Below are 25691 nucleotides of genomic sequence, written 5' to 3' on the forward strand. Positions count from 1 at the left end.
AATGACAAATCAAATGATATCCAAAGTAGAGGACAATGTACTTATCCTGGAGCGTGAATTCCAGGCCCCTCGCGAGCTAGTGTTCCAGGCGTTCACGCAGGCAGAGCATCTGAAGCATTGGTGGGGACCGAACGGTTGGACGCTTCCGGTATGCCATGTTGATTTCCGCGTAGGCGGGGTTTGGCATTATTGCATGAAATGCGAGGACAAAAACCAAGGCCATTTCTATGGTATGGAAGCTTGGGGCAAGGCTGTTTACCGCGAAATCGTCGTACCGGAAAAGATTGTTCTTGTGGATTATTTCTCCGATGCGGAAGGCAACGAGGCGGAAAATATGCCGGAAACAGTCGTAACGTTGACCTTTATCGAGACAGAAAACGGGACCAAGGTAGTTAACCGCGGGGAATATGCGTCGGCGGAAGGATTGCAACAGGTGATGGATATGGGCATGATGCAAGGCATTACAGAGACCTGGAACCGATTGGCCGAGCATCTGGAGTCGATCCAATAATAGAGGAAAGTAAATACGATAGAGGAGTGGAATATCAATGATTAATAAAATCGGTCAAATTATGTTGTATGTCAATAACCAAGATGAGGCTGTACAGTTTTGGACGGAAAAGGTTGGATTTAGCGTCATTTCTGAAGAAAATAACGGCCAAGGCATGAGATGGATTGAAATTGCTGCGACCCAAGGCGCGGAAACAAGTATCGTTCTGCACAATAAAGACTTCGTAGCTAAAATGTCGCCTGGATTAAATCTGGGAACGCCTTCTTTAATGTTTTTCACGGATAATCTCGATGTATTGTACAGCGACTTGTCCAATAAAAATGTCAAAGTCGGAGAGATTGTCACGATACCTTCCGGCAGAGTATTTAACTTTGCTGACGGTGAAGATAATTACTTTGCTGTGATAGAAAAGAAATAAATACGATTTTAGGCGGCTGACAGCAATTGTCGGCCGCTTTTTTTGATGGGCGGGATTCAGTCATATTAAAAATAAATGCTGTGGAGCATAGTCGGATCTTGTCTTGTCAACATATGATGACAAGAATAAGGATAACTATGATAAGGATGTGTGAGCAGGATGAAACCATTGCATCGATCCAAAAGAAAATACGGACGACCCACGATCGCCGCTCAAGCCAAAGCTAATTTAGGAACACCGGTATGTGTAGTGCTCAAGGATGGTTCATACTATTATGGCGTTCTGAAAGAAGTGCAGACCAATCAAGTCATTCTTCAAGGGTTCAAAGGAAATAAAAAGCCATCAAAGAAAAGAAATAAATCTAAAGCCCATATATCGGGTTTAGGCGGTTTGCTTGGGCTGCTTGGAGGCGGAGGACTTGGAGGGCTTCTTGGAGGAGGTACTACGGGCGGATTGCTGGGTGGTGGTCTTGGTCTAGGTTCAGGTTCAGCCTCAGCCGCAAAACCGGCTGGAGGTGGCGGCTTTTTCAGTAACATAGGCAGCTTTATGAAGGTTGGGATGGGTGTAATTAAATTTATTATGCCATTAATGAAAAACTTTTCGTTTTAAAAGAGTGGGCAGCGTAAGCAGAAATAACAAAAAACAAGGCTGCCGCAGGGATATGTTCAGCAGCCTTGTTAATCATGCATTCACGGATCAGCTCGTGCTAGTAACAGCGATTAATGATTCTAACGATGTTTTGCATGCTTCAGCGTCTTGATGCACGGCACGAACTTGCCTCAATACTTTATCAATGGCATTGTCGACTTCCGTCCATTTTGTCTTGTTCATCGGTTTGAGCTTTGACTCGGCGTTGTCCCAGCTGTGCTCCAGATCATCAACGCGTGTTTTAGCCCCGGACATATCGCCTGCATTCACAAGACTTAGTGTATCTTCCGCTATTTTCTTAAAGCTGGATAAATCACCTAGCGGCGAGGCTTGCACAGCAGGAACTGACTGTCCCGCCTGCGCCTGCGGTAAGGCATCTTGGAGACTGGCATGACGCCAATAGTAGCCTGATCCTGCCGCGAGCACTAGTACACTTACAACCACAGCAACTTGCCTGAAAATAGCATAGCCTTTCATCTCAGTTGCTGCCTCTGTTGATGAGGCGACTAAATCCCGCTTGGTGACGGTAAGGAAAATGATGATGAACAGTATCGCTAAAAGGAAGATTGCGCTTGTAATCGTTGCGCCCAAACCTAACCCGCCGAACTGCTGCGGTTGTGACAGCAAATCCCCGAGCGAAGCGCCCAAAGGCCGCGTCATGATATAAATAATCCAGAATGCTAATACAGCATTAAGCCCAAAGCGCCGCGCGACTGTGAAGCAGGCAATAACTGCGAATACGATGATGCCCGTAACAAGGTAACCAAACCCGAGGCTCTCTGCCATGAGGTCTCCAGCTGCCGTACCCAGCGCAAATGTGAAAAGAATCGTTAACCAATAAAAAGCTTCTCTTCGCTTTGTGAAGATGGAATGGATCGAGAGGGTTTTCTCTTTGGCATGCCATAAGACAAAGGTCAACATCAAGACGACACTGAAGACGGTCGTGCTCACTTCAAGAGATATTCCCATGTTATCCGTCAGATTGTCGGTCACTAAAGTACCGAAGATGCTGATCAAAACTACCGTCAACCAATAAATGCTCGGAGTATATTTCTTAGCCCTGAATTGAAAGAAGAGCGCAACAAGTAATAAGACGCCCATTACAACGGAAGTGCCGGTCAGACCAAAACCAAGATTGACGTTAAGGAAATCAGCGGCTGTCTCACCGACTGTGGTGCATAAGATTTTTATTATCCAGAAATAAATGGTTACCTCGGGAACTTTACTTAACATGGCGTTAGTATTGTTTGTTTTCATAGAATCCATTTTCCCGCTCCTTTTCAAAAAGAAATTGTACGCTCGAACTTAGTTTACATGCCTAACATGAAAATATAATGAGAAGGATGTATGCCAACGCCTAGTATTTAAATATCTAGTATCGATGTAGTAATCCAAATGCTATAATGAGTTGAATTCCTAACAGAGGGATTCTATTGCATATAATAGATACATATCAAAGTGAGAGAAAGAAGTTGTATTAGTATGAACCCAGTCATCAAGGCTGCTATCCTGCTTGCTTTAGTGGGCACCATGGGATGCGGCAAGACAGAGCTAGCGAAGACCGATTTAATTTCATCAAACACGCCAATACCGCCGCCAATTAGCTCGAGTCCTTCTCAACCAGTGACGATGAATACAGGTAATTCGGTCGACGAACATGTGAGCGCAGCAGCGACAGTTATCCATAATGTGAAGAAGGACGGTCTGCGCCAAGTCGCTTTAACTTTTGATGACGGCCCCGATGATAAATATACGTCTCGCATTTTGGATATTTTAAAGAAGGAACAGGTGAAAGCGACTTTCTTCCTCATTGGGGAGCATGCGAAGCAGCATCCGCAGATGGTGAAAAGAATCGTAGATGAAGGGCACGCTGTCGGTAACCATTCTTGGGATCATCCCAATCTGGTCCAAGCGGATGCGGATAAAATCCGGAGTGAAATTACGTCCACGGACGACGAAATAAAACGAATTACGGGCAAAGAACCTACGTTATTTCGAGCGCCCTATGGCGCGGTTTCTTCACCGGTCCTCGAAATAGCTTCGAGCACGGGACACCAATTGATTGGTTGGTCCGTCGATACGTTGGACTGGGATGGAAAAAGTGTTGTCGATATTTTAAGCAATGTCCGAAAAGAGGTTCGCCCTGGCGCTATCGTCTTGCAGCATTCTGCAGGGGGGAAGAAGGGGAATCTAAACAACACGGTGGAGGCTTTGCCGCAAATCATCGCTTATTTGAAGCAAAAAGGATATGCCCTAGTAACGGTTCCAGAGCTAATTTCCGCTGATAAAAATTGATTTTTTAGCTGCATTTACAAGAAGAGCGCCTCCTGCATGGTAGTTCATGGGTTATAAACCCACTACCATGTAAGAGGCGCTTTTTTACCTATATTAAAACGGTTTGATCATGTGATAAAATGTTTTTTTGTTAATGATTGTCTCTTTATCCGCACTATACCCTAACTTCTTATATAAAGAACAGGCACGCTCGTTGTATTGCTCTACGTTTAAGGCAATTTTACTGTAGCCGCGCTGAATCGCTTGCTGCTCGGCTGCTCGAATAAGTTCTGTGCCGAAGCCGCGACCGCCCGAAGCAGGAGATACAGCCAGTGCGTCGATATAATACTCGTCCTCGTCAGCTTCTTTGTCTAGCGTCAGATGGGGGTCATTCTTCAATCGGCGCAGCTTGTCTCGTATAGGCTTATCTATTGCAGCGGCTTCGGAGCCGTGATAACACAAGATCATACCGGCGACTTGTCCGGCCTCTTCTTTCACCAATACGTTCGTGTAGCTGAAGCGATTGCCCTCTTGCCGGTAAAATTGTTGAAGCGTATCTAAGACTTCATCTTGGGTGGCAGCCCCTGTCAATTGATAGCCGATATCCTGAATGGCATCAAATAACAGTTGTATGACTGCCGGGGCATCCTGCGGTTGTGCGTATCTGATACTCATAGGTCCTCCGTAATCCAATCGTGTAGTGTTGTGCTCAAGTAAAAACGCTGTCCTCAATGTAGCCTATAAATAACGAAATTACAAATGCTGACACTCGCTTTGGATTAAAATTTTTTCGTTTAAAGGGCCTGTTTAGGTATCCGTTCATGCAAATCCGCCTTGACCCGAATAAAGTAACGTAGAATCGAGGAGGCGATTGGAAAATGCCGGTTAAAAATGGAAGCCAATACATGGATCGGATTAACAAGAACTTGCCTGAAGTCTGGATAGCAGGCGAGCAAGTGAAAGGGGCTATATCGGAGCATAAGGCCTTCAAGGGGCTTATGGCGACTCAAGCATCTATGTATGATATGCAGCAGGAAGACAAATGGAAAGCTAAAATGAACTATTCCTCACCTCTGAGCGGTGAACCGGTTGGACTTTCCTTTCTGCAGCCGAAGTCGAAGCAGGATCTGGCCTTTAGAAGAACGATGATGCAGGCTTGGGCATACACCCATAACGGCTTTTTGGGCCGTGCCCCCGATTATATGAACACAGCCCTGATGGCGTTTTCTGCCGCAGCGGGTCTGTTGGAGGAGGAAAATCCGCAATATGCTTCAAATTTGAGGCATTATTACGAATATTGCCGTGAGAATGACATCACGCTGTCGCATGTGTTTATTCAACCGAAAGCGGGTAGAGTTCCGGCTGCCTTTTTAAAATTTTTCGAAGAACCGGCAGCAGCCCGCATTATGGATAAGAATAAGGACGGTATCGTCGTCCGTGGAGCGTTTCTGTTAGATACGCAGGGGGCCACCTCAGACGAAATCCTCGTTTTGCCTACGCCGTATTCCTCAGAATACGAGGGGGAGAATCCCTACGCATTTGCATTCGCAGTGCCGAGCAATCTTCCCGGAATCCGGTTCGTTTGCAGGGAGAGCTTCGTAGGCGGCGATTCCGTTTATAATTATCCCCTTAGCTCTCGGTATGAGGAGATGGATACGCTGGTCATTTTCGATGACGCGCTTGTTCCATGGGATCGGGTATTTGTATGCGGGGATGAGAGCATGGTGATCCGGATGTTCGATGAAAGTCATTTTCATACGCATGCCAGCTCACAAATTATGTGTAAAAATATTGCCAAAACGGAGTTTTTGCTGGGAACCATCGAAATGATGGTGGAGTCGACGGGAATGGGCGGCCATGGATATGTCATCGAGAAGATGACGGAGGTCATTATCGCGTTGGAGACACTCAAGGCGCTGCAGATTGCAGCTGAGAAAGGTGCTTCCCACGACCGATGGGGCAGTATGCTGCCCAACAAGAAACCATTCCTTGCCGCCAATGCTTATTTCCCGAAAATATACCCCCGGATGATTGAAATCATCCAATTGCTTGGCGCAAGCGGCTTGATCATGATCCCGGACGAGAAAGATTTTGACACCGAAATCAACGCCCAGTTGAATCGTTATCTAAAAGGCATAGGCCTGAATGCGAAGGAGAATGTGCAGTTGTCGAGACTGGCGTGGGAACTGAGCGTTAGCGCATTCGGGGGCAGGCAGACGGTCTACGAGCGATTCTTTTTTGGCAATTCCGCGACTGTGAACGGCCGATTATATCAGGGGTACTCTCAAGGGAGGGAAACTCTTAAGCAACGGGTCAAAGACTTTTTATCCTAAGCCGATTAACCTTGAATCTATCTGGAAAGGTGTATCTTTTTCTTGGATGATTGGGGTGGCCAACTATGCTACTATTATATTTATATTCTGATTTGATCAGCAAGGGGACCATCCAATGAAGCCAGATATTGAAAGTTTAGCTGCTGTATGTGAAAAGTTTGAGCAAATGGGCATTTCTTATTCTTTAGGTGGAAGTGGTTTATTGCTAAGCTTGGGTTTAGTGAATTCTGTTCGGGATTGGGACGTGATGACGGAGGCGCCTAAAGATAGGGCACTGAAGGCTTTACAGAACTATGAAGTAGAAGAAATTACAAGTGGGGACTATCCATTTGGAAGTGAATATAAACTATTCATTGGAAATGTGAATCCTCAAGTGGAAGTGTTAGGTTGCTTCTCCATTTATTCTGATAAAGGTCTTTGCAGAATGCCCAGTATTCCACTTTCCAGATGGAACGGTATTCAGGTAGGCAGCCCTGAAGTATGGTATGTTGCGTATGCTTTAATGGACCGTATGGATAAGGCAGCTTTATTGCTTTCATTTTTGAAAGAAACCGGAGCAAATAAAGAAATTCTTGGAAAGCTTATGAATGAACCGCTTCCTCACGCAATTTTACAAGAAATCGAATCTCTTAATCAAATTTGACCCCATATCAATGATAGAGCCGGGGGACCCTCAGCCTGCTGCTGACGGTCTCTTTTTGCGAATAATATTTGGCTTGACAATATCAACGTATGTTATCATGTTAACAAGCTATGAATAAGTTATGAACTAAGCTACTACTTGGAGGGAACTATCATTAATAACGTCGTCCTGAATGATGCAATGACCATGTTGAAGAAAACGAGCCGCACTTTTTATATACCGATAAGTGGTTTGGATTTAGGTTTGAAGGAAGCTGTATCATCTGCCTACCTGTGCATGCGAGCTATAGATGAAATCGAGGATCACGAAGGACTTACAGATCAGTTGAAAGTAGACTTATTACTCGGGGTGCATCAGGCATTCCAATCCCCGAATATTATCGAAGAAACACAAAAATTACTATCGCCTTATGGGGAAATACTGCCGGCAGTTTCCATGCAGCTGGATGAGTGGGCGCAGCTTTGTCCGCCTTCAGGAGCTCCAATCGTATTTCATTACATCGCAAAGATGTCGATGCAAATGGCTGAGTGGGTTCAGAACGGGTGGAACATCCATACGGAAGAGGATTTGGACCGTTATACGTACAGCGTGGCCGGTATGGTCGGAGAAATGCTATCTGAGCTATGGTTGTGGCATGACGGGACGCAATCCGATCTAACGAAAGCGGTTGCCTTCGGAAGAGGACTGCAGGCCGTAAATATTCTCCGCAATCGAGCGGAGGATCTTGAACGCGGCGTTGATTTCTTTCCTGATGGTTGGGGATTCAAGGAGATGCAGCAGTACACACGTCGCAATTTACAAATCGCCGACTCTTATATCGCAGACCTGAAGGATGGTCCGGCTTTGAAATTTTGCAAGATCCCATTAGCGTTAGCTCATGCTACTGTTAACCTCATCGCTGTCGGTGGTAACAAATTAACGAGAGATGCGGTTCTAAAAATTGTGAAACGTGTGACCGGATAACGGAACTGTATTGCGCTAGAGGGAACTATGATCCCCTATTTTTCGAAAAGTCGAGACTTCTGCAAGTTAATGGGAAATATGATCTCTTATTTTACGATTTCTGGCACAATGGGAGCTTTTTATGGCGAATAAGACCCTATAGTTACCCTCCCAGCCATTCTGCAGCCCATTTAGCTCAAATAGCGCCTGTAGTTCCCACAATAGTGACGGTCCATGGACCAGAGGGAAGAGGGTATTCCTCAAAATCACGGAACCAAGTTTGCAGCAAACTCATAAAAAGAGAATATCAGCACCAAAATCAAAGGAGCTAAGCGCATACAAACCGCTTAGCTCCTTTGGCGTTCAATTATTCTCTTTTTTCACCAGTTGTGATCTGTCTCGCATATTTTAAAGAAGATCCAGTCCGCTGTCGTTCTCTGTGTAGATAGAAATAAGCACGATCGCCGTGTCCTCGCCTATGTTTCTCACCAAATGAGGGGTGCATGCGTGCCAACTGAATGAATCGCCTTCTTCGAATTCTGCCGCGTCATCACCCTGCTCCGCATAAATCCTACCTTTCATGACGACGTGGACCTCTTCGCCTTCATGCGCATGAGGAACGACCCCTGTTGAAGAACCGGGGGGGAGCTCTACGAGCATCATTTTTACATTTTTGCTGGAGCTCATGTGCTCAACCTTTAATTTATCGGCACCGCTTGTCGTTATTCTTCGTTCATTCTTCCGGACAATATGCATCCGATCCTCTTTCTTTAGGAGCAAATATGCCAAGGGAACCTTCAAAGCCTGGGCTATGCTTTCCAGCGTCGAGATAGAGGGCGAGGTTTTATTGGTTTCAACCTGACTCATAAAGCCTTGAGACAAGCCGCATTCTTCGCAAATTTGAGCGATGGTGATATTCTTTCGTTTCCGAATCGCCCGTATCGTGGAGCCGATATCCATCCGATTGCACCTCACATAAAGTATAGGTAATACAAAACATAAATATATATTAGCAATATTTCTGTTGACTTGCTACTATATTTCATTTAAATTAGTTATATAAATTTTAATTCTTTATAACTAATATTTCGTGAGGGAGAGAACAAAGAATGAATAAAGCAGTCATTGTTTCGGTTATTATGCGTGTGATGATGGGAATTATTTTTATCGTTCACGGGATTACTAAGCTACAAATGGGACTTAGCAATGTGGACGCATGGTTCAGCTCTATGGGGATTCCTGGATTTTTAGCTTATCTTGTTTTTGCACTTGAACTTGCAGGCGGCATCATGCTGATCTTGGGATTGTTTACTCGTTATGTATCGGCATTGTTCGTAATCATGCTAATCGGCGCTACGCTTACGACGAAACTTTCCGCCGGATTGCTTGGCAACGACCAAATGCCCGGCTTTGAGTTGGAAATCGGTTTTATACTGATTTCGTTGTATCTGGCAGTAGCCGATAAGTCGCCTTTATCGATTGACCGCTTCATGAAGAAACGCAGCGCATAACCTATAGCTAAGGGGATTTTATCATGCACTCAATCTTTCAATATGACGTTCATTTACCGGCTAATATAGCCCCGGACAAAAAGTATCCAGTCGTCTTTACGCTTCATGGCAAAGGCTCTAACGAACAAAATATGTTCGGTTTGGTCGCTCCGCTTCAGGATGATTTCATTATTATTGGCATTCGCGGCAATTTACCGCTGGGAGCAGGTTATCAGTATTATGATTTGAAAAGCCTGGGCAATCCTATCCGGGAAATGTTTGACCAAGTGGTCGAGCAGCTAAGTGCATTCATTCATGATGCCACCGCGAAATATCCGATCGATCCTGGTAAGCGTTATTTGCTTGGCTTCAGCCAAGGCGCAATCCTGTCCATGACCCTTGCGCTTACGATGGGAGATCAGTTGAAGGGTATCGTAGCGATGAACGGGTATGTTCCTGAATTTGTGAAAACGGAGTATCCGCTGCACAGCGTGAAGGACGTATCTGTATTTATTTCGCATGGCGAGTTCGATTCTGTATTCCCGGTTAGAATCGGTCACGAGACAGCGGCGTATTTCAAGGAACAAACGCCCAGCATGACGTTCAAATTATATCCAACAGACCACGGAGTATCCCAAGAGAATCAGCATGATATTCTAAATTGGCTTAAACAGGATGCCAATTTCGTTTAGAAAAATGGCGAAGAGGAGAGCAGGGGTTGACATTTCGATCCGTAGTAACTACAATGATTACAACGGTGGTGATGCTAAGTGAAACAGATTAGTAGCAGATTCTCGATTGCTGTCCACATCCTTTCTCTAATCGCCGTTAGCTCCAAAGATTGCACCGGCGATTACATTGCAGGCAGTGTGAATACGAATCCTGTCATCATCCGCAGAATTATGGGGATGCTGAAGAAGGCGGGGTTGGTAGACGTTCGTCCGGGAGTGGGGGGCGCTTCCTTGCTGAAGGATCGCGATAAGATCACTCTTCTGGATGTGTACCGCGCCGTGGAAGTCATAGAGGACGGTCAACTGTTTAATTTTCACGATGACCCGAATCCACAGTGCCCGGTTGGCCGGAACATTGAAGCAGCTCTTCGTACGGAGATGGAGGAAGCTCAAGCTGCGATGGAACAAAGGCTGGCGCAAGTGAGTTTAAGCCAGTTGGCAGATCAGTTTGTGGAATAAAAAGCTCTTAGAGCTTTTTTTATGCCCGAGTTGTAACCGAATCAGTTATAACGTTAGGGTGGAAATAAATAAAACCAAATGGAGGAATTACAAATGAAAATTTTAGTAACAGGCGCAACAGGGAAATTAGGATCGATTGTCATTGAGACGTTATTGGAAACCGTGCCGGCTACGAATCTGGCAGTTAGCGTTCGTAATCCAGAGAAAGCGGAGAGCCTTCGCGACCGCGGTGTAGACGTACGGTACGGAGACTTTGACCAACCGGAAACGCTAGACAAAGCGTTCGCGGGGATCGACCGCCTCTTGCTCGTGTCCACGGACGGCGATAACGAAACGCGGATCCGTCAGCATGCCGCTGCCGTAGCAGCAGCTAAGCGCGCTAACGTCGGTTTCATTGCGTATACCAGCTTAGGGAACGCAAGTGAGAATACGATTTTTCTTGCGCCGGTGCACCGTGCCACAGAGGAAGCTATCATAAACAGTGGAATTCCTTATTCCTTCCTGCGCAACAACTGGTACTTGGAGAATGAGACCGCAAGCATTCAAGCGGTCCTTGGAGGAGCGCCATGGTTGACATCTGCGGGCTCCGGCAAGGTCGGTTGGGCTGCCCGCCGCGATTATGCACAGGCTGCTGCAGCGGTATTGACTGGTGAAGGCCATGAGAATACGGCTTATGAGCTGTCCGGCAAGCTTCTTGCGCAAGAAGAGCTGGCTTCGATCCTTGCCGGCGTATTAGGCCGGGAGGTTCCCGTTCAACAAGTGGATGACGCCACTTATGCCGGTATTATGACAAGCGCGGGCGTACCTGATCCGGTCATCCCAATTCTGGTTGGGATTCAGAGTGCGATTCGCGATGGCGCGTTGGAAGTAGAGAGCAATGATTTGCAGAACTTGCTAGGGCATCCTGCCACGCCGATTGATGAGGCTCTCCGTCAAATCGTAAAAGAAATACAGTCTTAATTTAAGCTTGTGTAACAAACATAGAGGCTATTCCAAAAGGTCAACGTTGACCGGAGGAATAGCCTCTTTTTGTTTTGAAATATAGGTGATCCACGATATACTTACCATTTTATTCGCTTGATTAAATGAATGATCTCTTCCTGTTCCTCACCGTTTAGGTGCCAAGTTCGGATTTCTTTTATTATTTTCTCCATGTTGGTATAACCTTTGGACAAACCGTTTAAGCGTGCAGCTAAAGTGGCGTTCGTCAGCTCTTCCTCCGTTGGGAAAAGGGGTCTTAGTTTGTCGATCGCATCCGGGAACCGTTTCAAATAATACTTCTGATGTCTATCCTCGGCTATATAAAAACCGCTAAAGGGAGCAACCTCTGTGTCCGGTGTTTCATTACCTTGTTCTTCGTAGCTCTTCATAACCTCACTGATTATACGAAGTTGTTCCGGATCGCGAAACAATACCAAGGATTTATACTGCCTGCCTTTGTAATCATTGATATTGACAGGATTATGGGCGCTCCAGAACACCTGCAGGATGGTCTCCAACTTCACATTAACTGAGTCAAAATCCACTTCGACCACCTCGGTATGATCACCAAGTTGCCGGTAAGTCGGATTGTCTGTCGTCCCTCCAGCGAAGCCTACACGTGTTCTTATGACTCCAGCTATTTGGCCGAACAAAGCGTCAGGGCTCCAGAAGCAACCCATACCCATTGTTACACTTTGGATGCTGTTATTTCTCATCGTGGTCACCTCTTTTTTATTATATCAAAAAGGAGGGAGGAACCACTGTTCGACGCTAAAATAGTATGGTATTGTTTTATACATTCCCATATATAAGGAGGTCTTTCCCTTTACATGCTTCGCTGGCTGAAAGAAACCTGTTTTACAAATTTAGAGCTAGAGGCGCAAAAAAATCGACTGCTCTTTTTTTTGCTATGCGGGCCTATTTTTATTATGGCCGAACTGAACATCTCCACGTACTATTCCTTGCTAGATCCAATTAACGGGCGATTTTTACTCGTTATTCTCGTCTTTTTCGGAATTCTCCTTTCGTTATTATTTGTACCAACGGCAGAAAAGAATTATAAGTATTTTTTTATGACCGGGATGCTTCTCTTTTCCATGTTCCAACTGTGGACATTCAACGATAATTCGTTGATCTATCAAATTATGTATATTAATCTAGCTCTCTCGCTTGTCTACCTTAACGGGCAACTTATCATATATACCGGAGTGACAACCGTTATTTTAACAGCGCTTGGCTTCATTTTCGGGAAGAATCTTTTCTTTCCGCATATGGATGGCGCAACGGTAAACGGTTCCATTGTGATTGTTCTGCAGACAACCGTTGTTTTGTGGGGTGTTACCCAAATCGGCAACCGATTTCATTATTTCATCGATCATAATACCCAAATGAAGATGCTTTTAGAGGATAATGAGAGCCAAATCCTGCTTATCCATGAACAGAATCGCGCATTAACCGAATATTCGAAGCAAGTAGAGCAACTGACGATCGTCGAAGAAAGAAACCGGATTTCGCGGGAACTCCATGACACGATCGGACATACGCTGACTTCCATGATTGCCGGATTAGAGTTGACTAAACGTGAGATCGGTCTGAACCAACAAGAGTCAGAAAAGCATATTGAACGATTGGATACGTTATTGCATCTCGCGAGAAGAGGCCTCGAGGATATACGCGATCATGTACATAATGCGGATACGATCGGCCTTAACGAATCGCTGGTTGACCGAATCAGTCAACTGGGGAGCGAGCTTTCTGTCAATACCGGCATTATGGTGGAGTTCCACTCAGAAGGAGTCGTTTATCCAATGCCGCAGGTACAGCACCTCGCACTGCTGCGATGCGCACAGGAGGCGCTTACGAACGCGGTTCGCCATGCAGGAGCCAATCGGATCCGAATCGAGCTGCGATACCAAGATGATAAGATCCGCCTCGAAGTCAAGGATAACGGTGCAGGGGCTGCGGAAGAAAAGCTTCAGCAAGGTTTCGGGATTAAGACGATGAAAGAACGGATTGCCTCGGCGCTTGGAACTGTTGAAGTCGCTTCCGAATTCGGAGGCGGTGTCCGGGTAACCTGCGAGATTCCTGTGAGGAAACATGGCAACACGAATAATATCCGGCTGCTCCTAGCCGAGGATCAGGAGCTAATTGCAGAAAGCTTCCGTATTCTGCTCAATATGGAGCCCGATCTGCGGGTTATTGGCGTGTCCGGGGACGGACGCAGCTTGGTGGACCTGTGTGAGCTGGAAGTGCCAGATGTCATCTTACTGGATATACATATGCCAACGATGAGTGGAGTCGAAGCATTAAGTATCATCAAACAGCGTTGGCCGGAGATCAAAGTGATCATCCTGACCACGTTTCAGGACACCGATACGGCGGCGGAAGCGATCTCGCTCGGAGCCGAGGGCTATCTGTTGAAAAGCGTGCAGCCCAAGCATTTGGCCGAAGCCATTCGGATCGTTAACAGCGGCGGTTCCTTAATCTCGATGGAAACGGCCAGGCTGCTGGCCGACACCCGTAAGGAACAACGCCAGACACTACAAGACGCACCGAAGCATGAACTACAGGGAACCAATGGGCTGCATGGGCTAACCGAGAAAGAACTTGAAATTGTCAGATATCTCTCTGACGGGATGAAATATAAAGAAATTGCGCAGAAGATGCACTTCTCGGAAAGTACGATTAAAAACTACGTATCCATCATTTATTCAAAGCTAAATGTGGAGAATCGCACGCAAGCCGTAAATAAGGTGCAAAACTTGTTATAGCTCCCGAATGCAAGCGCAGCAGCAAGAAATTCGGTAAGTATAACCGAAAGTTATGTACTTTCTTCCCTAGAAATCCGCATGTTGCTTTTCTATACTTGAGTTAAAAACATGGCTTGCATAGGGGAGTTAAGTACAATGAAAACGATTTTCAGAAATGAAAATGGAGCGAAGGAAGTTTATATTCAAGCGTATGATAGAACGCTCCAAGAATGGGATGTCCCAGTTGAATCGACTTACTTAGATACTTCTTTTGGTAAAACACATATCCTTATTTCAGGACCGGCAGATGCCGAACCGCTGATTCTGTTCCATGGATTTGGGTTTAGCTCTACGATGTGGATTGAAAATGTGAAGCCGCTAAGCAAGTACTACCGCACCTTCGCAGTGGATTTTATAGGTGACATTAATAAGAGCGAAGCGATTCGGCAGATTACAAGTAAGGAAGAATGTGCAAGCTGGTTCCGTGAAATCCTGAGCGGGCTTGGCATTGAAAGGGCCCATGTCGCAGGGCTGTCCTACGGCGGATTTATTTCATTGGTTTTGGCCGTTTACGCTCCGCAGCTTATCAATAAAATGGTGGTCATGTGTCCGGCAGCGTCTTTTCAACCGCAGAGCAAAAAATTTTTGATCAAGTGTCTCCTTGCCGGAATCTTCCCGACAACCAAACGGCTGAACAATTTAATGAATGATATGATCGGCAAGGGAAATCAGGTGAATGAGATTTTGAAAGACCAATTCATAACAGGCATGCAGAATGCTTTGCCAACAAACAAGTTATTTCCAAGTTACATGAAGGATGATGAGCTGAGAGCCATTCAATGCCCAATTCTGTTGCTGATCGGAGATCAAGATATTCAGTATGATCCTCAGAAAGCGATTGCCCGAGCGAAGCACCTGGTTCCGCTTATACAAACGAAATTAATTGCAGATACGGGACACGGGCTGGCCATGGAACGGCCGAAAACGATTAATGCGTTGATGATTACATTCTTCAAAACTACGGCAAATCAAAAATATGGAGCTGTATAATGACAACATTATCGGAACTTCTAGGCGGATTATCATGTATCATATCCGGAGTGCTTCTTTTTCTCGCGCATTTATTAAACCTCGGGGCAAGTAACGGTATAGGGACCACGCTGGGGCAGACGTTAGTTTTATCGGCTCATCTGCTTCTTGTATTTGCATTCTTTTGGTTGTACTCGGCATATCGAAGTCAGATCGGTTTCCTCGGTCTGTTGGGCATGATCTCGAGCATTATCGGTACCATTCTTGTTACGGCCATTGTTTTTGTAGAAGTTGCCAGCGTATCCGGCAAGCAAGTGGGTGCAGTATTCGAGACGAGTGTAACCAGGAACCTGCAGACCTTTGGTCCATTGCTCTTTGTACTTGGAATGATTCTCTTCGGGCTATCCTTTCTTCGGGGAAGGGGAGTTCCACGCGGTGGCGGTCTGCTTTTGATCGTGGGAACATTGGTTTTTGCAAGCGGAAGTTTGGTTGTTGAAGCCGAGGCTTTAATCTCTACGATAGGTGCTGGTCTAACGGGTGCCGGTTTTGTGTGGTTGGGGATGACAACGAATAGATTAACTCACGTTTAAAGTATACAAAAAGAACTGATTTTATCCGAAGTCAGGTTCATATAGCCTTGATTTTCTACGATTTGTAGAGAATCAAGGCTTTTTTGCGCAAATCGACACTTTCAGCATACATTCAGTCAGCTTTCATATGCCTATCAGCCAAACTTAATCAACACTTCAGGTTAGCACCCTATACTAGTATCTATCAGCAGCAATCAAATAAATGATACACGAAAGGCGGTAATCGCATGAACGAAGATATGAAAAACACGGATAACACAAATAATAATATAATCATTGAAAACAAGCCGCGGAGCACAAAATGGAGATCAACGTTTGCAGCTTTTATGGCTGGAGCGCTCGTCGTCGGTGGGTTAATGTTCACGTCGGATAAAATGGATCTGTTCGGATTTGCTGCGCAACCTGTTCAATCGAGCGTTGCTGCTGCAGCTAACTCGGGAGGGGCTGATGTCCAAACGGCTTCGTTAAATCCAACAGGGACGAACAGTATCTCATCCATTGCCAAAGCTGCGAGTCCAGCTATTGTCAAAATCGAGACTAAAGTAAAACAGACGAATAGTGGACAGAATAGAAGAAACGCATATCAACAAGGGACTCAAAGCGGGGATACCATCGAGAATGGGATTGGATCAGGCTTTGTTTTCGACTCAAGCGGTTATATTTTAACGAATGAGCATGTGATAGATGGCGCAGATGAAATCAACGTCTATGTGCAAGGCTACGATACACCGTTTACGGCAAAACTTCTGGGAAGCAGCTACGATCTAGACTTGGCCGTACTCAAAATTGAGGGAGATAAAGATTTTCCTGCTCTGAAAATCGGTAACTCCGATAATACGGAAGTTGGGGATTGGCTCGTCGCGATCGGCAACCCATATGACTTCGATTACTCGGTAACGACAGGCGTATTAAGTGCCAAAGAGCGTGAGATCAGCATCGATGATGAGCAGGGTACGCGAAACTACAAACATTTGCTGCAAACAGACACAGCGATCAATCCGGGCAACTCCGGCGGTCCGCTATTAAATATGAATGGCGAAGTTATCGGTATCAATACGGCTGTCAACTCTGAAGCGCAAGGCATGGGTTTCGCAATTCCGTCAAGCACCATTAATTCGGTTGTCGATAAACTGAAAAATAACGAAACGATTCCAAAAGAGCCAGCGCCGTACATTGGCGTAGCCTTACAAAATATTTCAAATGATATGCTGCAAGACTTAAAAATCAACAGTACAAAAGGTGCCGTAGTTACTGAAGTGAAGCAAGGCACGCCGGCTTTTCAAGCGGGAATTCGGCAATACGACGTTATTTTGGATGTAAATGGCACTGCGATTTCAAGCACGGATGACCTTACCAAAGCTGTCCAAGCCGCGGCAGTGGGAGATAAATTGAAAGTAACAATTTCTCGTGATGGTGAAACGAAGGATGTTACTGTTGAGGTTGGTGATAGAAACGCAGAGACTAGCTATCAAAGTTAAGTAAAAAAGATTGCCTATTATCCTGCCATGCTGGCTGGAGATAGGCAATCTTTTCTTGTTTGAATGCACAAATCGGAAGATATATGTCGTCCCTTATGCTACAATTATTCCTAAGATGCACACTCTCGGAAGCACCTTTCTTAGTGCTCCATTAGATTGTTTAGATGGACATCTTGTTCATTCTCCGGATCATTAAGCGGATAGATTCTTGCGGTTTCATTTTGCTCGTCTACATTTTGAATGTAAATCGGGACCCCATCGCAGGTCACATTTGCCATTATTGGCGAAGCAGCAATTTGTTGTGCACGTTGTGGATTCATTTCAATACCTCCATATGTTTCTAACGATAATAATGTTGGCTTAGCATTCATTTTTTATTCTTCAGAACGGTAACATGACGATAGAAAGGTTTGATATGATTTGAGCAGCAGTAACATTTATTTAAGGAAGCTCGAGATGAAGGATGCAAGCGATCTTCTTGAACTAAAGCTAAGAAATCGTAATTTTTATCAACAGTTTGAGCCAATCAGAGATGAATCGCATTTCACCCTAGAAGGACAGGAAAGAGAAATTGCTACTGGCATTCAAGGGGAAGCCAACGATCAATCCTATATTTTCGGAGTTTTTATGAAAGAGACGAATGAACTTTTAGGAAGAATAGCACTAACGGGTATTGCTCGGGGTGCTTTTCAGAATGCGTACTTAGGTTATTTTATTGATGAAATACATAACGGCAAAGGCTATGCAACAGAGGCTGTTTCTCGATGTGTGAATTATGCTTTTAACGAAATAGGTTTGCATCGGATTCAAGCTGGAGTGATGCCCAAGAACATTCCATCGATCCGGGTTTTAGAAAAGGCAGGATTTAGACATGAGGGTTTAGCCAAAAAATATTTGAAAATTAACGGTACGTGGGAAGATCACGAATTGTTTGCGATAACTGCTGAGTAACATAAGGGATCGTTCCGGCTAAGTGGGAGTAATTGTTCTTTTGAGGGGGAGATTGTGTGGGATTTATAAGCGTTCTTCTTGTTCTCCTGGGGTTAATCATGTTATTCAGACCGTCACTACTATGGACCGTTACTGAAAGTTGGAAGTCTAATGATGCAACTGAGCCATCGGACTTGTATGTATGGTCAACGCGTTTTGGCGGGAGTATAGTGGCACTAGCAGGTTTGGGTGGTGTTATAGCGATTTGGTTTTTATAAAAAATAACATTTATTCCTGTACCATAAGCAACATGTAGAGGTCTCTCAATTGCCGTGATACGGCTTGAGGGATTTTTTACTATTTCACCCCCTGAAAACGACAAAATTCGACGAATCGGTATAAGAACTATACATAAGGAGTGAATCACGATGGCGAATACTTACAAACGCTTCATTCAAAATCAATTCGAAAAAGTGAAGTCTACCGCTTCCGAATTCATTTCTACAAGAAGTGAAGAAGATGATGATGAATCCCTGATAGAACTCAATCCGCAATATTATGTTGAGCTGAAAGAAATCGCCGATATGCAGCATACGACCGTGCAAGCGCTCGTCAATGGCATCATTGTCCAATACCTGACAAGCGCCCCCCACGAATTAGCCCCAATCTCAGTGGCTCAAAAGGAAGAGAACCCGCTTCTGTATTTGGATGGTATTTGCAAACTAAAGAATTAAGGAGTGCTGACATTTGGATAACCACTTGAACATTCAGGAGGCTATTTTTCTGGATGAAACTGCTTTAGCCGCTTTGATGAACCCTGAGAATCCCCGGTATGCGAAAGCACGTTCTCTTTTTCTGGATTTGCATGACCTTGAACGTAATTACGTGACGACCAATTCTATTATTTTTGATCTTCACGAATGGCTTCGCAATGAGTATAGCTATGAGCAGGCGGAATATTTTCTGAATGCGATTGATAAAGCCGTGAGTAAAGGCAAGTTGGCGCTCATCTCTGGCGGCTCCGAAATTGAGATCGAATCGCGCAGGCTGCTTATAGACAGGCCCGAACTCCGGTTCTCGCTCAGCGAAGCATACACAGCTGTAACCATGTCTTATTACCAGGTAAACCGTATCTTTACTTTCAATCGAAATTTCCTGATGCTTACCAATTTGGACAAGAATATTCGCCTCATTCCATCCAGTTAAAAGCAAGTCTACCCGCAGGACGATTCGGGAGTGGGAACTACGATCCTCTATTTTTCAAATTGTCGTCACCTCTGCCATTTAGAGAGAACTATGATCCCTTATTTAACGCAACTTGGTCAAAATGGATACAGTTTCAGGGGAATAAGACCCTGTAGTTCCGTCTGGAGCCTAAAAGGTGGCCCTTGAGCTCAAATAGAGACCTGTAGTTCCCCCTATCGCAAAAAAATACGAAAGGCTGTCTCAAAAGCAGAAAATTCTACTTTTGGGACAGCCTTTTGTGATTAAAATTTGTAAATGAGCGCCTCATGCGGACGAAGCTTGAAATTCGCGACGCCGCTGTCTTCTCTGGTTACATCCGGATAATTGGCAAGCATCAGTTCTTTCTTCCGGCCATTAAAACCTTCCGGTAAAGTGAAGGAGGTTTCATGGTCGGCGTGATTCAGAATAATCAACCAGATCGCGCCCTCTAGCGTTCGTGTGTACATGTAAAGATGCGAATCTCCCTCAGAAAGGTCTTTATACTCTCCGTACACCATGACATCATTTTCTTTACGCAGAGCAATTAACCTCTGGTAATATCGATAAATGGAGTTCGGGTGCTCCAGATCCTGCTTCACATTGATATCCTTATAGTTCGGATTTAACTTGATCCAGGACTTTCCTGACGTGAATCCGGCATTTTCCGTGTCGTCCCACTGCATGGGGGTACGGGAGTTATCGCGGCTTAAAGCCTTCAGACTTTCAAAGACGGCTTGAGGGTCTTTGCCTCTGAGAACCTCTTCCTGATAGCGATTCTTCATCGCGATGTCGTCGTAATCTTCAATAGAGGGGAAGCGGACGCCGGTCATTCCGATTTCTTCGCCTTGATAAATATAAGGCATGCCCGGTAAAGTATGCAGCATAGTCGCCAGCAGCTTAGCCGATTCCCTGCGATATTGCTTATCGTTTCCATATCGCGTTACCTGACGGGTATGATCATGGTTGTTGAGGAATTGCGAATTCCAGCCCTGGCCTTTTAACCCTTCGTACCAACGGGTTTGAATGTCTTTGAAGCGCAGCATGTCCCAAGATGGCATCTCGTCCGCCACTTCGAAGTGAAACAGCGTATGCAGCTCGTCTCGGTCTTCTCCCACGTATTTCAAGCCTTCTTCAGGGCTAACGAAGGCAGCTTCACCTACTGTCAAAATATCAAAATGACGCAGCACTTGCTCATTCATTTCTTTCAAATAGGTATGTAACCCGGGATTGTTGGTCAAATACCGGATATCCTGCGGATTGTCGGCATCGGGATAGCCATCCGGCTTAGCCAAGAGGGCAATGGCATCCAAACGGAAGCCGTCGATTCCTTTTTCCAGCCAAAAGCGCATCATGGCATATATGGCCTCGCGAACTTCGGGATTTTCCCAGTTCAAATCAGGCTGCTCTACGGCGAATGAATGGAAATAATATTGTCCGGTCTGTTCGTCCCATTCCCAAGTAGACGGAGAAAAGTAGGAACGCCAGTTATTCGGTTCTTTCCCGTCTATTGCATCCTTCCAAATGTACCAATCACGTTTGGCATGATCACGGGAAGATCGCGATTCAACAAACCATGGGTGTTGATCGGAAGTATGGTTTACAACAAGGTCCATAATCAGCTTCATGCCGCGATTATGAATTTCCTGAAGCAGCGTTTCCCATATTTCCATCGTTCCTGCTTTCGGCATAATTCGGTTGTAATCGGAAATATCGTAACCATTATCTTTATCGGGCGATTCATAGGCCGGGTTCAGCCAAATAACATCCACACCGAGTTCTTTAATATAGTCGAGTTTCTCGATAAGCCCCTGAAGGTCGCCATAGCCGTCCCCATTCGTGTCCAAAAAACTGCGCCAATAGACTTGATAAACTACGGATTCCTTCCACCAAGTACGTTTCACATCCAGCACTCCATTTCTCTAAGTAGATCAATAATCTTTTCAAAATAATTCGTTTTCTATTATTGCTTAAATACAGATGATTTGCAAAGAATCACTTTCCAGTCAACTGCAGTGCCACTGCTGTTAAGAAGAACGCAAAAGCCAAAATTGCCGCCGAGGAACGAACAACATCTAGAAGCGCCCACCGGTTGATTAACTGCTTCCAATTGCTTGGCGGCGCATCTGGACGCCAGAGCAGCAAGCCCTTATTAATAGGGAGGGTGCCGAAGATCGTTGTTAAAATCAATATGAGCAAAGCAAGCGCTCCCGCGCACTGGAAACCGAATCCAGAATCATAGCGATTCAATATAAGTACGGCAACCGCTGAAACGACGGTCGGCAAAATGATGGCGGGCACCAGCACACGTAACTTCAGTATTAGTGCTTGACGGACTCGAATTTGTGACTGTTCGTCCAGATGAGCCAAGGACGCATGCACACCGTAGCGAACCACGAACTCCTCGCCAGCCAGAATGCCTGTGAGAAACAAACTAACGAACTCGATAACGATTTGATACATATGGAATGTCCTCCTAGTGATCCTCTTTGAAATATTATGTTTAATGTAAAATACATCGATGAACTCAATATAAACTGCTAATACAAGCAAGAGTCGACCGAATAAAAAATACCGCATCGGAGATATTATGATAAAAATGGAAGAAAGGACTTCGCGATGCTTAATAACCATTTCCCCCGGGCAATCCTTCCTCAATTTCCAGAATCCTTATGGACGGCGACTTCGAACACCCCGAGCTTTCCTAAGTTGACAAATGATATCAAAGTAGATGTAGCTATCGTCGGAGCTGGAATTTCTGGCATCACAACCGCTTACCTTCTATCCAAGCAAGGACTCAAAGTCGCATTAATTGAAGCGGGACGAATGCTTACAGGTACAACAGGTCATACAACGGCTAAAATTACAGCGCAGCATGATCTGATCTATGACGAATTCATCTCTCATTTTGGTGAAGAACAAACAAAGCTCTACTACGAAGCCAACGCAGAGGCATTGCAGTTCATGAAACAAACCATACACGAACATCAGATATCGTGCGATTTTACGGAGGAAGATGCTTATGTGTACACTAATTTGGACGAATTCATTGGGAAAATAGCCGCCGAATCAGCAGCATATGAGAGATTGGGAATACCTGGTGCTTACATCGAGCAAACACCGTTACCTTTTGAAACGAAAGCCGCCGTTGTCATGAAAAATCAGGCCCAGTTTAACCCGATCCCCTATTTATTGCATCTAGTCCATCATGCGGTAGAGCAGGGATGTCAAATATATGAACAAACGACAGCCGTAAGCATTGAAAAAGGAAACCCTGCAACTGTGATTACGAGTGAAGGACATCGCATCACCTGTCGTTATGCAGTATCGTGCTCGCATTTTCCATTCTATGACGGAGGCGGGTTTTACTTTGCCAAAATGCATGCAAATAGAGCTTATATTCTTGCCGTAAAAACCGCCAAAGAATTTCCAGGTGGCATGTTTATATGCGCCGAGGAGCCCAAAAGATCACTTCGATCCACGATGCTTCATGGGGAAAAAGTGGTTTTAATCGTCGGCGAAAGCCACAAGACCGGACAGGGTATATGTACGCTCCAGCATTATGAAGCTTTGCAAAGCTTTGGTGAAGAACATTTTGGCATAAAAGAAATCTATTACCGATGGTCGGCTCAAGACTTGGTTACTTTGGACAAACTTCCGTATATTGGACAGACCGCTTCCCTCGATCCCAACATTCTGGTTGCCACCGGCTATAAAAAATGGGGCATGACAACAGGAACAGCAGCGGCGTTATTATTCGAAAAGCTGATCACAGAGAAAAAGAGCCCCTATCAAGAACTTTTCAAACCCGCAAGATTTCATGCCGATCCGAGTCTAAGAACTTTCTTTGTGCAAAATGCGGATGTGGCTCAGCACTTCGTTTCTGGAAAGCTGGAAATGATTTTCAAGAAACCTGAGGAACTGGAGCATGACGAAGGAGCCGTGGTGAAAGCTAATGGAAAAAGAGCCGGCGCCTATCGGGATGAGCAGGGTCAATTACATCTCGTAGATACGACGTGCACGCATATGGGATGTGAAGTAGAGTGGAACCAAGGCGAACGAAGCTGGGACTGCCCCTGCCATGGTTCGAGATTTTCTTACAAAGGAGAAGTGTTGGAAGGACCCGCCAAAAAGCCATTAGTAACAGTAGAATTATCTAAATGATAAGCTTCATGCTTATACCGAAGAGCAGCTTTTCTCAAAAGGCTGTTTTTTTGTTCTATGGAGTTTACGACTTTTCCCCTGTATTTTCGTCCTTCGCTCCCGTTTTCGTGTCTGCCAAATTCCAGTAAGCTAAAACATGTAAACACTTTTATTACAGAGAGAGCTTAGGTAGAGAGCGGATAGGAGGAGAATGGATGGAACCGATAGCTGCCAAGATAACCACCGCCAAACAAACGTCGCTTTCGAGGCAGATAAGGAGGATATGGACATACAAATTGCTTTACGTATTGCTGCTGCCCGCATTGGTATGGGTTTTCATTTTTGATTACCTGCCGTTATACGGAATCAGCATTGCTTTCATGGACTATAACGCGATACAGGGGTTCTCGGGAAGTCATTGGGTTGGATTTAAATATTTTCAAATGCTGTTTGAATCGGATATGTTCGTGAATGCGTTCAAGAACACACTGCTCATCAGCTTGTACAAAATGATCAGCGGTTTTCTTTGCCCCATCTTGTTAGCGCTTGCACTGAATGAAATTCGTGTCGTATGGTTTAAAAAGACGCTTCAAACGGCCGTCTACTTGCCGAGATTTGTATCATGGGTCGTTTACGGTGGGATCATCACGCTGCTTCTTTCGCCCGAAACCGGGGTCATTAACAAGATCATCGAGTTTTTCGGCGGCAATCCGGCTTATCTGCTTGTTGAGCCTGCTTATTTCCGGACTATTCTGGTCGTTACGGATGCGATGAAGGAGATGGGCTGGGCGGCCATTATCTATATGGCAGCCATCGCCGGGCTTAACCCCGAGGTCTACGAAGCAGCCACGATGGATGGTGCGACAAGGTTTCAGCGAATTATCCATGTAACGCTACCCGGTATTACCGGAACTATTATCGTTATCTTCATCCTAAGGGTCGGATATATCATGAGCGCAGGACTGGATCAGGTCATCAACTTGTACAATCCGATGGTTTTTGAAGTTGGAGATATTCTGGATACGTACATCTACCGTGTCGGCATTGAGCAATTTAATTTGAGCCTTGCTGCCGCAGCGGACGTGATCAAGGGTGTTATTGGACTAGTGATGATGCTGGCAGCCAATCAAATTGCCAAGCGGATCAATGATTCCGGTATTTTCTGACGAAGGAGAAGAGATGCGATGAAGCTAACGAGAGGCGAGAGAGCCTTCGTCACCACGAATTATTTGGTTCTAACGATGATGACGATCATTATTGTGATTCCTTTCTGGTACGTGATTTCCGTTTCTGTGACACCGTATCATATTTTCAGTGAGCAGAACGGATTGATTTTATTTCCCAGCTCGTTTAGTTTTGAGTATTATGCGTATTTGTTAAAAGAGGGCTCGCTGATCTTCAAGGCCTATGGCAATACGATCCGCAATACAGCGGGCGGCGTTCTGCTCGCCTTGTTTCTAACAACAACAGCGGCCTACGCACTTGCAGAGAAAAAACTGCCTGGCAGACGATTCTTCATGCTCATCTTCGTCTTCACTATGCTCTTCAAAGGCGGCATGATACCTACCTATATCACCATCAAACAATTAGGTTTGTTAAACACCAACTATGTGCTTATACTGGTCATGGCTTACAGCGCTTTCAACATGATTATTATGAAATCGTTTTTCGAAACCATTCCCGAGAGCCTGCGAGAATCGGCTTCCATGGACGGCGCCTCCGAGTTCAGAATCCTATGGCAGATCGTGCTGCCGCTATCCAAACCGGTAATCGCAACGATCGGACTGCTATACTTGGTTGTCTACTGGAATGATTTCTTCAATGCCATGCTCTATGTGACGGATTGGCACAAAGTGCCCGTACAGCTCATCCTCCGTACGATTATTGCCAGTTCCAGTCTTCCGCCGGAGCTGCTTGAAGCGGCTGGCTCTACGCCTCCGCCGACAATCGGCATTCAAATGGCTGCGATTGTGATCGTGGCGCTGCCAATGCTCATCATTTATCCGTTTATTCAAAAGCACTTCGAGCAGGGGATGTTAATCGGCTCTGTCAAAGGCTAAATGATTTATTCGTTCTTGTCATTCCCATTGGCGTGAAAATAAAATATAATTCAAGGAGGT

The 25691-nt window shown here is 45.2% G+C and carries 29 protein-coding genes; 22 read left to right on the top strand and 7 right to left on the bottom strand.

Going from position 1 to position 25691, the window contains the following annotated elements; translation table 11 throughout:
* The first annotated feature begins 1 nt into the window (after position 1).
* The 3 genes from GC097_RS20155 to GC097_RS20165 all read left to right on the top strand — a co-directional run bounded on the left by GC097_RS20155 (position 2) and on the right by GC097_RS20165 (position 1538).
* Entirely contained in the window at positions 2–511 is a 510-nt protein-coding gene (locus GC097_RS20155; protein ID WP_171685098.1) for an SRPBCC domain-containing protein, read from the top strand.
* A 37-nt stretch (positions 512–548) separates the two neighbouring features.
* A complete protein-coding gene (locus tag GC097_RS20160) occupies positions 549–929 on the top strand; it encodes a VOC family protein (RefSeq protein ID WP_171685100.1) in 381 nt (126 codons plus the stop codon).
* Between the two features lie 159 nt (positions 930–1088).
* Positions 1089–1538 (top strand): hypothetical protein, encoded by a 450-nt coding sequence (locus GC097_RS20165; protein ID WP_171684931.1) that lies wholly within the window; start codon positions 1089–1091, stop codon positions 1536–1538.
* A gap of 87 nt (positions 1539–1625) precedes the next feature.
* Here GC097_RS20165 and GC097_RS20170 read toward each other — a convergent pair whose 3' ends face one another.
* The gene (locus GC097_RS20170; protein WP_216625826.1) at positions 1626–2843 is read right to left on the bottom strand and encodes a COG4705 family protein; all 1218 of its coding nucleotides are present in this window, start codon (positions 2841–2843) and stop codon (positions 1626–1628) included.
* Positions 2844–3059: 216 nt separating this feature from the next.
* Here GC097_RS20170 and GC097_RS20175 point away from each other — a divergent pair, with 216 nt between their 5' ends.
* Complete coding sequence (locus tag GC097_RS20175) at positions 3060–3872, top strand: polysaccharide deacetylase family protein (protein WP_246294358.1); 813 nt, start codon at positions 3060–3062, stop codon at positions 3870–3872.
* Positions 3873–3965: 93 nt separating this feature from the next.
* On the opposite strand, the gene GC097_RS20180 is transcribed toward GC097_RS20175, so the two are convergent.
* Positions 3966–4526 carry a GNAT family N-acetyltransferase gene (locus GC097_RS20180; RefSeq protein ID WP_171685102.1) on the bottom strand — a complete coding sequence of 187 codons (561 nt, stop codon included), beginning with the start codon at positions 4524–4526 and terminating at the stop codon, positions 3966–3968.
* Between the two features lie 203 nt (positions 4527–4729).
* On the opposite strand from GC097_RS20180, the gene hpaB reads away from it, so the two are divergent.
* From hpaB to GC097_RS20195, 3 genes are all read left to right on the top strand, one after another.
* Positions 4730–6184, top strand: coding sequence for a 4-hydroxyphenylacetate 3-monooxygenase, oxygenase component (gene hpaB / locus GC097_RS20185; RefSeq protein ID WP_171685104.1), 1455 nt, complete (start codon positions 4730–4732; stop codon positions 6182–6184).
* A 115-nt stretch (positions 6185–6299) separates the two neighbouring features.
* Positions 6300–6827: a hypothetical protein gene (locus GC097_RS20190; protein WP_171685106.1), complete on the top strand. Its 528-nt coding sequence runs from the start codon at positions 6300–6302 to the stop codon at positions 6825–6827.
* A gap of 180 nt (positions 6828–7007) precedes the next feature.
* Positions 7008–7790, top strand: coding sequence for a squalene/phytoene synthase family protein (locus GC097_RS20195; protein WP_171685107.1), 783 nt, complete (start codon positions 7008–7010; stop codon positions 7788–7790).
* Positions 7791–8177: 387 nt separating this feature from the next.
* Here the strand turns inward: GC097_RS20195 and GC097_RS20200 are convergent, their stop codons facing one another.
* Positions 8178–8729, bottom strand: a complete 552-nt coding sequence (locus GC097_RS20200; RefSeq protein ID WP_171685108.1) for a helix-turn-helix domain-containing protein — start codon at positions 8727–8729, stop codon at positions 8178–8180.
* A 149-nt stretch (positions 8730–8878) separates the two neighbouring features.
* On the opposite strand from GC097_RS20200, the gene GC097_RS20205 reads away from it, so the two are divergent.
* The 4 genes from GC097_RS20205 to GC097_RS20220 all read left to right on the top strand — a co-directional run bounded on the left by GC097_RS20205 (position 8879) and on the right by GC097_RS20220 (position 11409).
* Positions 8879–9280: a DoxX family protein gene (locus GC097_RS20205; protein WP_171685109.1), complete on the top strand. Its 402-nt coding sequence runs from the start codon at positions 8879–8881 to the stop codon at positions 9278–9280.
* A 23-nt stretch (positions 9281–9303) separates the two neighbouring features.
* The gene (locus GC097_RS20210; protein ID WP_171685110.1) at positions 9304–9951 is read left to right on the top strand and encodes an alpha/beta hydrolase; all 648 of its coding nucleotides are present in this window, start codon (positions 9304–9306) and stop codon (positions 9949–9951) included.
* A gap of 78 nt (positions 9952–10029) precedes the next feature.
* Positions 10030–10449, top strand: coding sequence for an Rrf2 family transcriptional regulator (locus tag GC097_RS20215; RefSeq protein ID WP_171685111.1), 420 nt, complete (start codon positions 10030–10032; stop codon positions 10447–10449).
* A 93-nt stretch (positions 10450–10542) separates the two neighbouring features.
* The gene (locus GC097_RS20220; protein ID WP_171685112.1) at positions 10543–11409 is read left to right on the top strand and encodes an SDR family oxidoreductase; all 867 of its coding nucleotides are present in this window, start codon (positions 10543–10545) and stop codon (positions 11407–11409) included.
* Positions 11410–11510: 101 nt separating this feature from the next.
* Here GC097_RS20220 and msrA read toward each other — a convergent pair whose 3' ends face one another.
* Entirely contained in the window at positions 11511–12146 is a 636-nt protein-coding gene (msrA, locus tag GC097_RS20225) for a peptide-methionine (S)-S-oxide reductase MsrA (protein WP_171685113.1), read from the bottom strand.
* Positions 12147–12260: 114 nt separating this feature from the next.
* Here msrA and GC097_RS20230 point away from each other — a divergent pair, with 114 nt between their 5' ends.
* The 4 genes from GC097_RS20230 (at position 12261) to GC097_RS20245 (ending at position 17277) form a co-directional block, all read left to right on the top strand.
* Positions 12261–14201, top strand: coding sequence for a DUF4077 domain-containing protein (locus GC097_RS20230; protein WP_171685114.1), 1941 nt, complete (start codon positions 12261–12263; stop codon positions 14199–14201).
* Between the two features lie 135 nt (positions 14202–14336).
* On the top strand, positions 14337–15230 hold the full coding sequence (locus GC097_RS20235) for an alpha/beta fold hydrolase (protein WP_171685115.1): 894 nt from the start codon (positions 14337–14339) through the stop codon (positions 15228–15230).
* A complete protein-coding gene (locus GC097_RS20240) occupies positions 15230–15799 on the top strand; it encodes a hypothetical protein (protein WP_171685116.1) in 570 nt (189 codons plus the stop codon). The genes GC097_RS20235 and GC097_RS20240 overlap by 1 nt, the downstream gene beginning before the upstream one ends.
* 227 nt (positions 15800–16026) lie before the next feature.
* Positions 16027–17277, top strand: coding sequence for a S1C family serine protease (locus GC097_RS20245; RefSeq protein WP_171685117.1), 1251 nt, complete (start codon positions 16027–16029; stop codon positions 17275–17277).
* Positions 17278–17417: 140 nt separating this feature from the next.
* On the opposite strand, the gene GC097_RS20250 is transcribed toward GC097_RS20245, so the two are convergent.
* Positions 17418–17597, bottom strand: a complete 180-nt coding sequence (locus tag GC097_RS20250; protein ID WP_171685118.1) for a small acid-soluble spore protein H — start codon at positions 17595–17597, stop codon at positions 17418–17420.
* Positions 17598–17697: 100 nt separating this feature from the next.
* On the opposite strand from GC097_RS20250, the gene GC097_RS20255 reads away from it, so the two are divergent.
* The 4 genes from GC097_RS20255 to GC097_RS20265 all read left to right on the top strand — a co-directional run bounded on the left by GC097_RS20255 (position 17698) and on the right by GC097_RS20265 (position 19413).
* Positions 17698–18228, top strand: a complete 531-nt coding sequence (locus GC097_RS20255; RefSeq protein WP_171685119.1) for a GNAT family N-acetyltransferase — start codon at positions 17698–17700, stop codon at positions 18226–18228.
* 56 nt (positions 18229–18284) lie between these two features.
* Complete coding sequence (locus tag GC097_RS35320) at positions 18285–18485, top strand: DUF6199 family natural product biosynthesis protein (RefSeq protein WP_376768410.1); 201 nt, start codon at positions 18285–18287, stop codon at positions 18483–18485.
* 150 nt (positions 18486–18635) lie between these two features.
* Positions 18636–18941: a hypothetical protein gene (locus GC097_RS20260; protein ID WP_171685120.1), complete on the top strand. Its 306-nt coding sequence runs from the start codon at positions 18636–18638 to the stop codon at positions 18939–18941.
* A gap of 13 nt (positions 18942–18954) precedes the next feature.
* A complete protein-coding gene (locus tag GC097_RS20265; protein WP_171685121.1) occupies positions 18955–19413 on the top strand; it encodes a hypothetical protein in 459 nt (152 codons plus the stop codon).
* A gap of 281 nt (positions 19414–19694) precedes the next feature.
* On the opposite strand, the gene GC097_RS20270 is transcribed toward GC097_RS20265, so the two are convergent.
* Positions 19695–21332, bottom strand: a complete 1638-nt coding sequence (locus GC097_RS20270; protein WP_171685122.1) for a glycoside hydrolase family 13 protein — start codon at positions 21330–21332, stop codon at positions 19695–19697.
* 91 nt (positions 21333–21423) lie between these two features.
* Positions 21424–21891 carry an anthrone oxygenase family protein gene (locus tag GC097_RS20275; RefSeq protein ID WP_171685123.1) on the bottom strand — a complete coding sequence of 156 codons (468 nt, stop codon included), beginning with the start codon at positions 21889–21891 and terminating at the stop codon, positions 21424–21426.
* 156 nt (positions 21892–22047) lie between these two features.
* On the opposite strand from GC097_RS20275, the gene GC097_RS20280 reads away from it, so the two are divergent.
* The 3 genes from GC097_RS20280 to GC097_RS20290 all read left to right on the top strand — a co-directional run bounded on the left by GC097_RS20280 (position 22048) and on the right by GC097_RS20290 (position 25631).
* The gene (locus tag GC097_RS20280) at positions 22048–23592 is read left to right on the top strand and encodes an FAD-dependent oxidoreductase (RefSeq protein ID WP_171685124.1); all 1545 of its coding nucleotides are present in this window, start codon (positions 22048–22050) and stop codon (positions 23590–23592) included.
* Between the two features lie 194 nt (positions 23593–23786).
* The gene (locus tag GC097_RS20285; RefSeq protein WP_171685125.1) at positions 23787–24737 is read left to right on the top strand and encodes an ABC transporter permease; all 951 of its coding nucleotides are present in this window, start codon (positions 23787–23789) and stop codon (positions 24735–24737) included.
* Positions 24738–24755: 18 nt separating this feature from the next.
* A complete protein-coding gene (locus GC097_RS20290; protein WP_171685126.1) occupies positions 24756–25631 on the top strand; it encodes a carbohydrate ABC transporter permease in 876 nt (291 codons plus the stop codon).
* Positions 25632–25691 lie beyond the last annotated feature (60 nt).

The organism is Paenibacillus planticolens (assembly GCF_013141725.1).
Lineage (GTDB): Bacteria > Bacillota > Bacilli > Paenibacillales > NBRC-103111 > Paenibacillus_E > Paenibacillus_E planticolens.

Bases quoted from the DNA above. Each gene is read 5' to 3' on its own strand.
- GC097_RS20260 (WP_171685120.1), top strand. From the start codon at position 18,636: ATGGCGAATACTTACAAACGCTTCATTCAAAATCAATTCGAAAAAGTG.
- GC097_RS20210 (WP_171685110.1), top strand. From the start codon at position 9,304: ATGCACTCAATCTTTCAATATGACGTTCATTTACCGGCTAATATAGCC.
- GC097_RS20205 (WP_171685109.1), top strand. From the start codon at position 8,879: ATGAATAAAGCAGTCATTGTTTCGGTTATTATGCGTGTGATGATGGGA.
- hpaB (WP_171685104.1), top strand. From the start codon at position 4,730: ATGCCGGTTAAAAATGGAAGCCAATACATGGATCGGATTAACAAGAAC.
- GC097_RS20160 (WP_171685100.1), top strand. From the start codon at position 549: ATGATTAATAAAATCGGTCAAATTATGTTGTATGTCAATAACCAAGAT.
- GC097_RS20170 (WP_216625826.1), bottom strand. From the start codon at position 2,843: ATGGATTCTATGAAAACAAACAATACTAACGCCATGTTAAGTAAAGTT.
- GC097_RS20290 (WP_171685126.1), top strand. From the start codon at position 24,756: ATGAAGCTAACGAGAGGCGAGAGAGCCTTCGTCACCACGAATTATTTG.
- GC097_RS20175 (WP_246294358.1), top strand. From the start codon at position 3,060: ATGAACCCAGTCATCAAGGCTGCTATCCTGCTTGCTTTAGTGGGCACC.
- GC097_RS20245 (WP_171685117.1), top strand. From the start codon at position 16,027: ATGAACGAAGATATGAAAAACACGGATAACACAAATAATAATATAATC.
- GC097_RS20180 (WP_171685102.1), bottom strand. From the start codon at position 4,526: ATGAGTATCAGATACGCACAACCGCAGGATGCCCCGGCAGTCATACAA.
- GC097_RS20200 (WP_171685108.1), bottom strand. From the start codon at position 8,729: ATGGATATCGGCTCCACGATACGGGCGATTCGGAAACGAAAGAATATC.
- GC097_RS20285 (WP_171685125.1), top strand. From the start codon at position 23,787: ATGGAACCGATAGCTGCCAAGATAACCACCGCCAAACAAACGTCGCTT.
- GC097_RS20250 (WP_171685118.1), bottom strand. From the start codon at position 17,597: ATGAATCCACAACGTGCACAACAAATTGCTGCTTCGCCAATAATGGCA.
- GC097_RS20155 (WP_171685098.1), top strand. From the start codon at position 2: ATGACAAATCAAATGATATCCAAAGTAGAGGACAATGTACTTATCCTG.
- GC097_RS20190 (WP_171685106.1), top strand. From the start codon at position 6,300: ATGAAGCCAGATATTGAAAGTTTAGCTGCTGTATGTGAAAAGTTTGAG.
- GC097_RS20165 (WP_171684931.1), top strand. From the start codon at position 1,089: ATGAAACCATTGCATCGATCCAAAAGAAAATACGGACGACCCACGATC.
- msrA (WP_171685113.1), bottom strand. From the start codon at position 12,146: ATGAGAAATAACAGCATCCAAAGTGTAACAATGGGTATGGGTTGCTTC.
- GC097_RS20240 (WP_171685116.1), top strand. From the start codon at position 15,230: ATGACAACATTATCGGAACTTCTAGGCGGATTATCATGTATCATATCC.
- GC097_RS20230 (WP_171685114.1), top strand. From the start codon at position 12,261: ATGCTTCGCTGGCTGAAAGAAACCTGTTTTACAAATTTAGAGCTAGAG.
- GC097_RS20280 (WP_171685124.1), top strand. From the start codon at position 22,048: ATGCTTAATAACCATTTCCCCCGGGCAATCCTTCCTCAATTTCCAGAA.
- GC097_RS20275 (WP_171685123.1), bottom strand. From the start codon at position 21,891: ATGTATCAAATCGTTATCGAGTTCGTTAGTTTGTTTCTCACAGGCATT.
- GC097_RS20220 (WP_171685112.1), top strand. From the start codon at position 10,543: ATGAAAATTTTAGTAACAGGCGCAACAGGGAAATTAGGATCGATTGTC.
- GC097_RS20195 (WP_171685107.1), top strand. From the start codon at position 7,008: ATGACCATGTTGAAGAAAACGAGCCGCACTTTTTATATACCGATAAGT.
- GC097_RS20235 (WP_171685115.1), top strand. From the start codon at position 14,337: ATGAAAACGATTTTCAGAAATGAAAATGGAGCGAAGGAAGTTTATATT.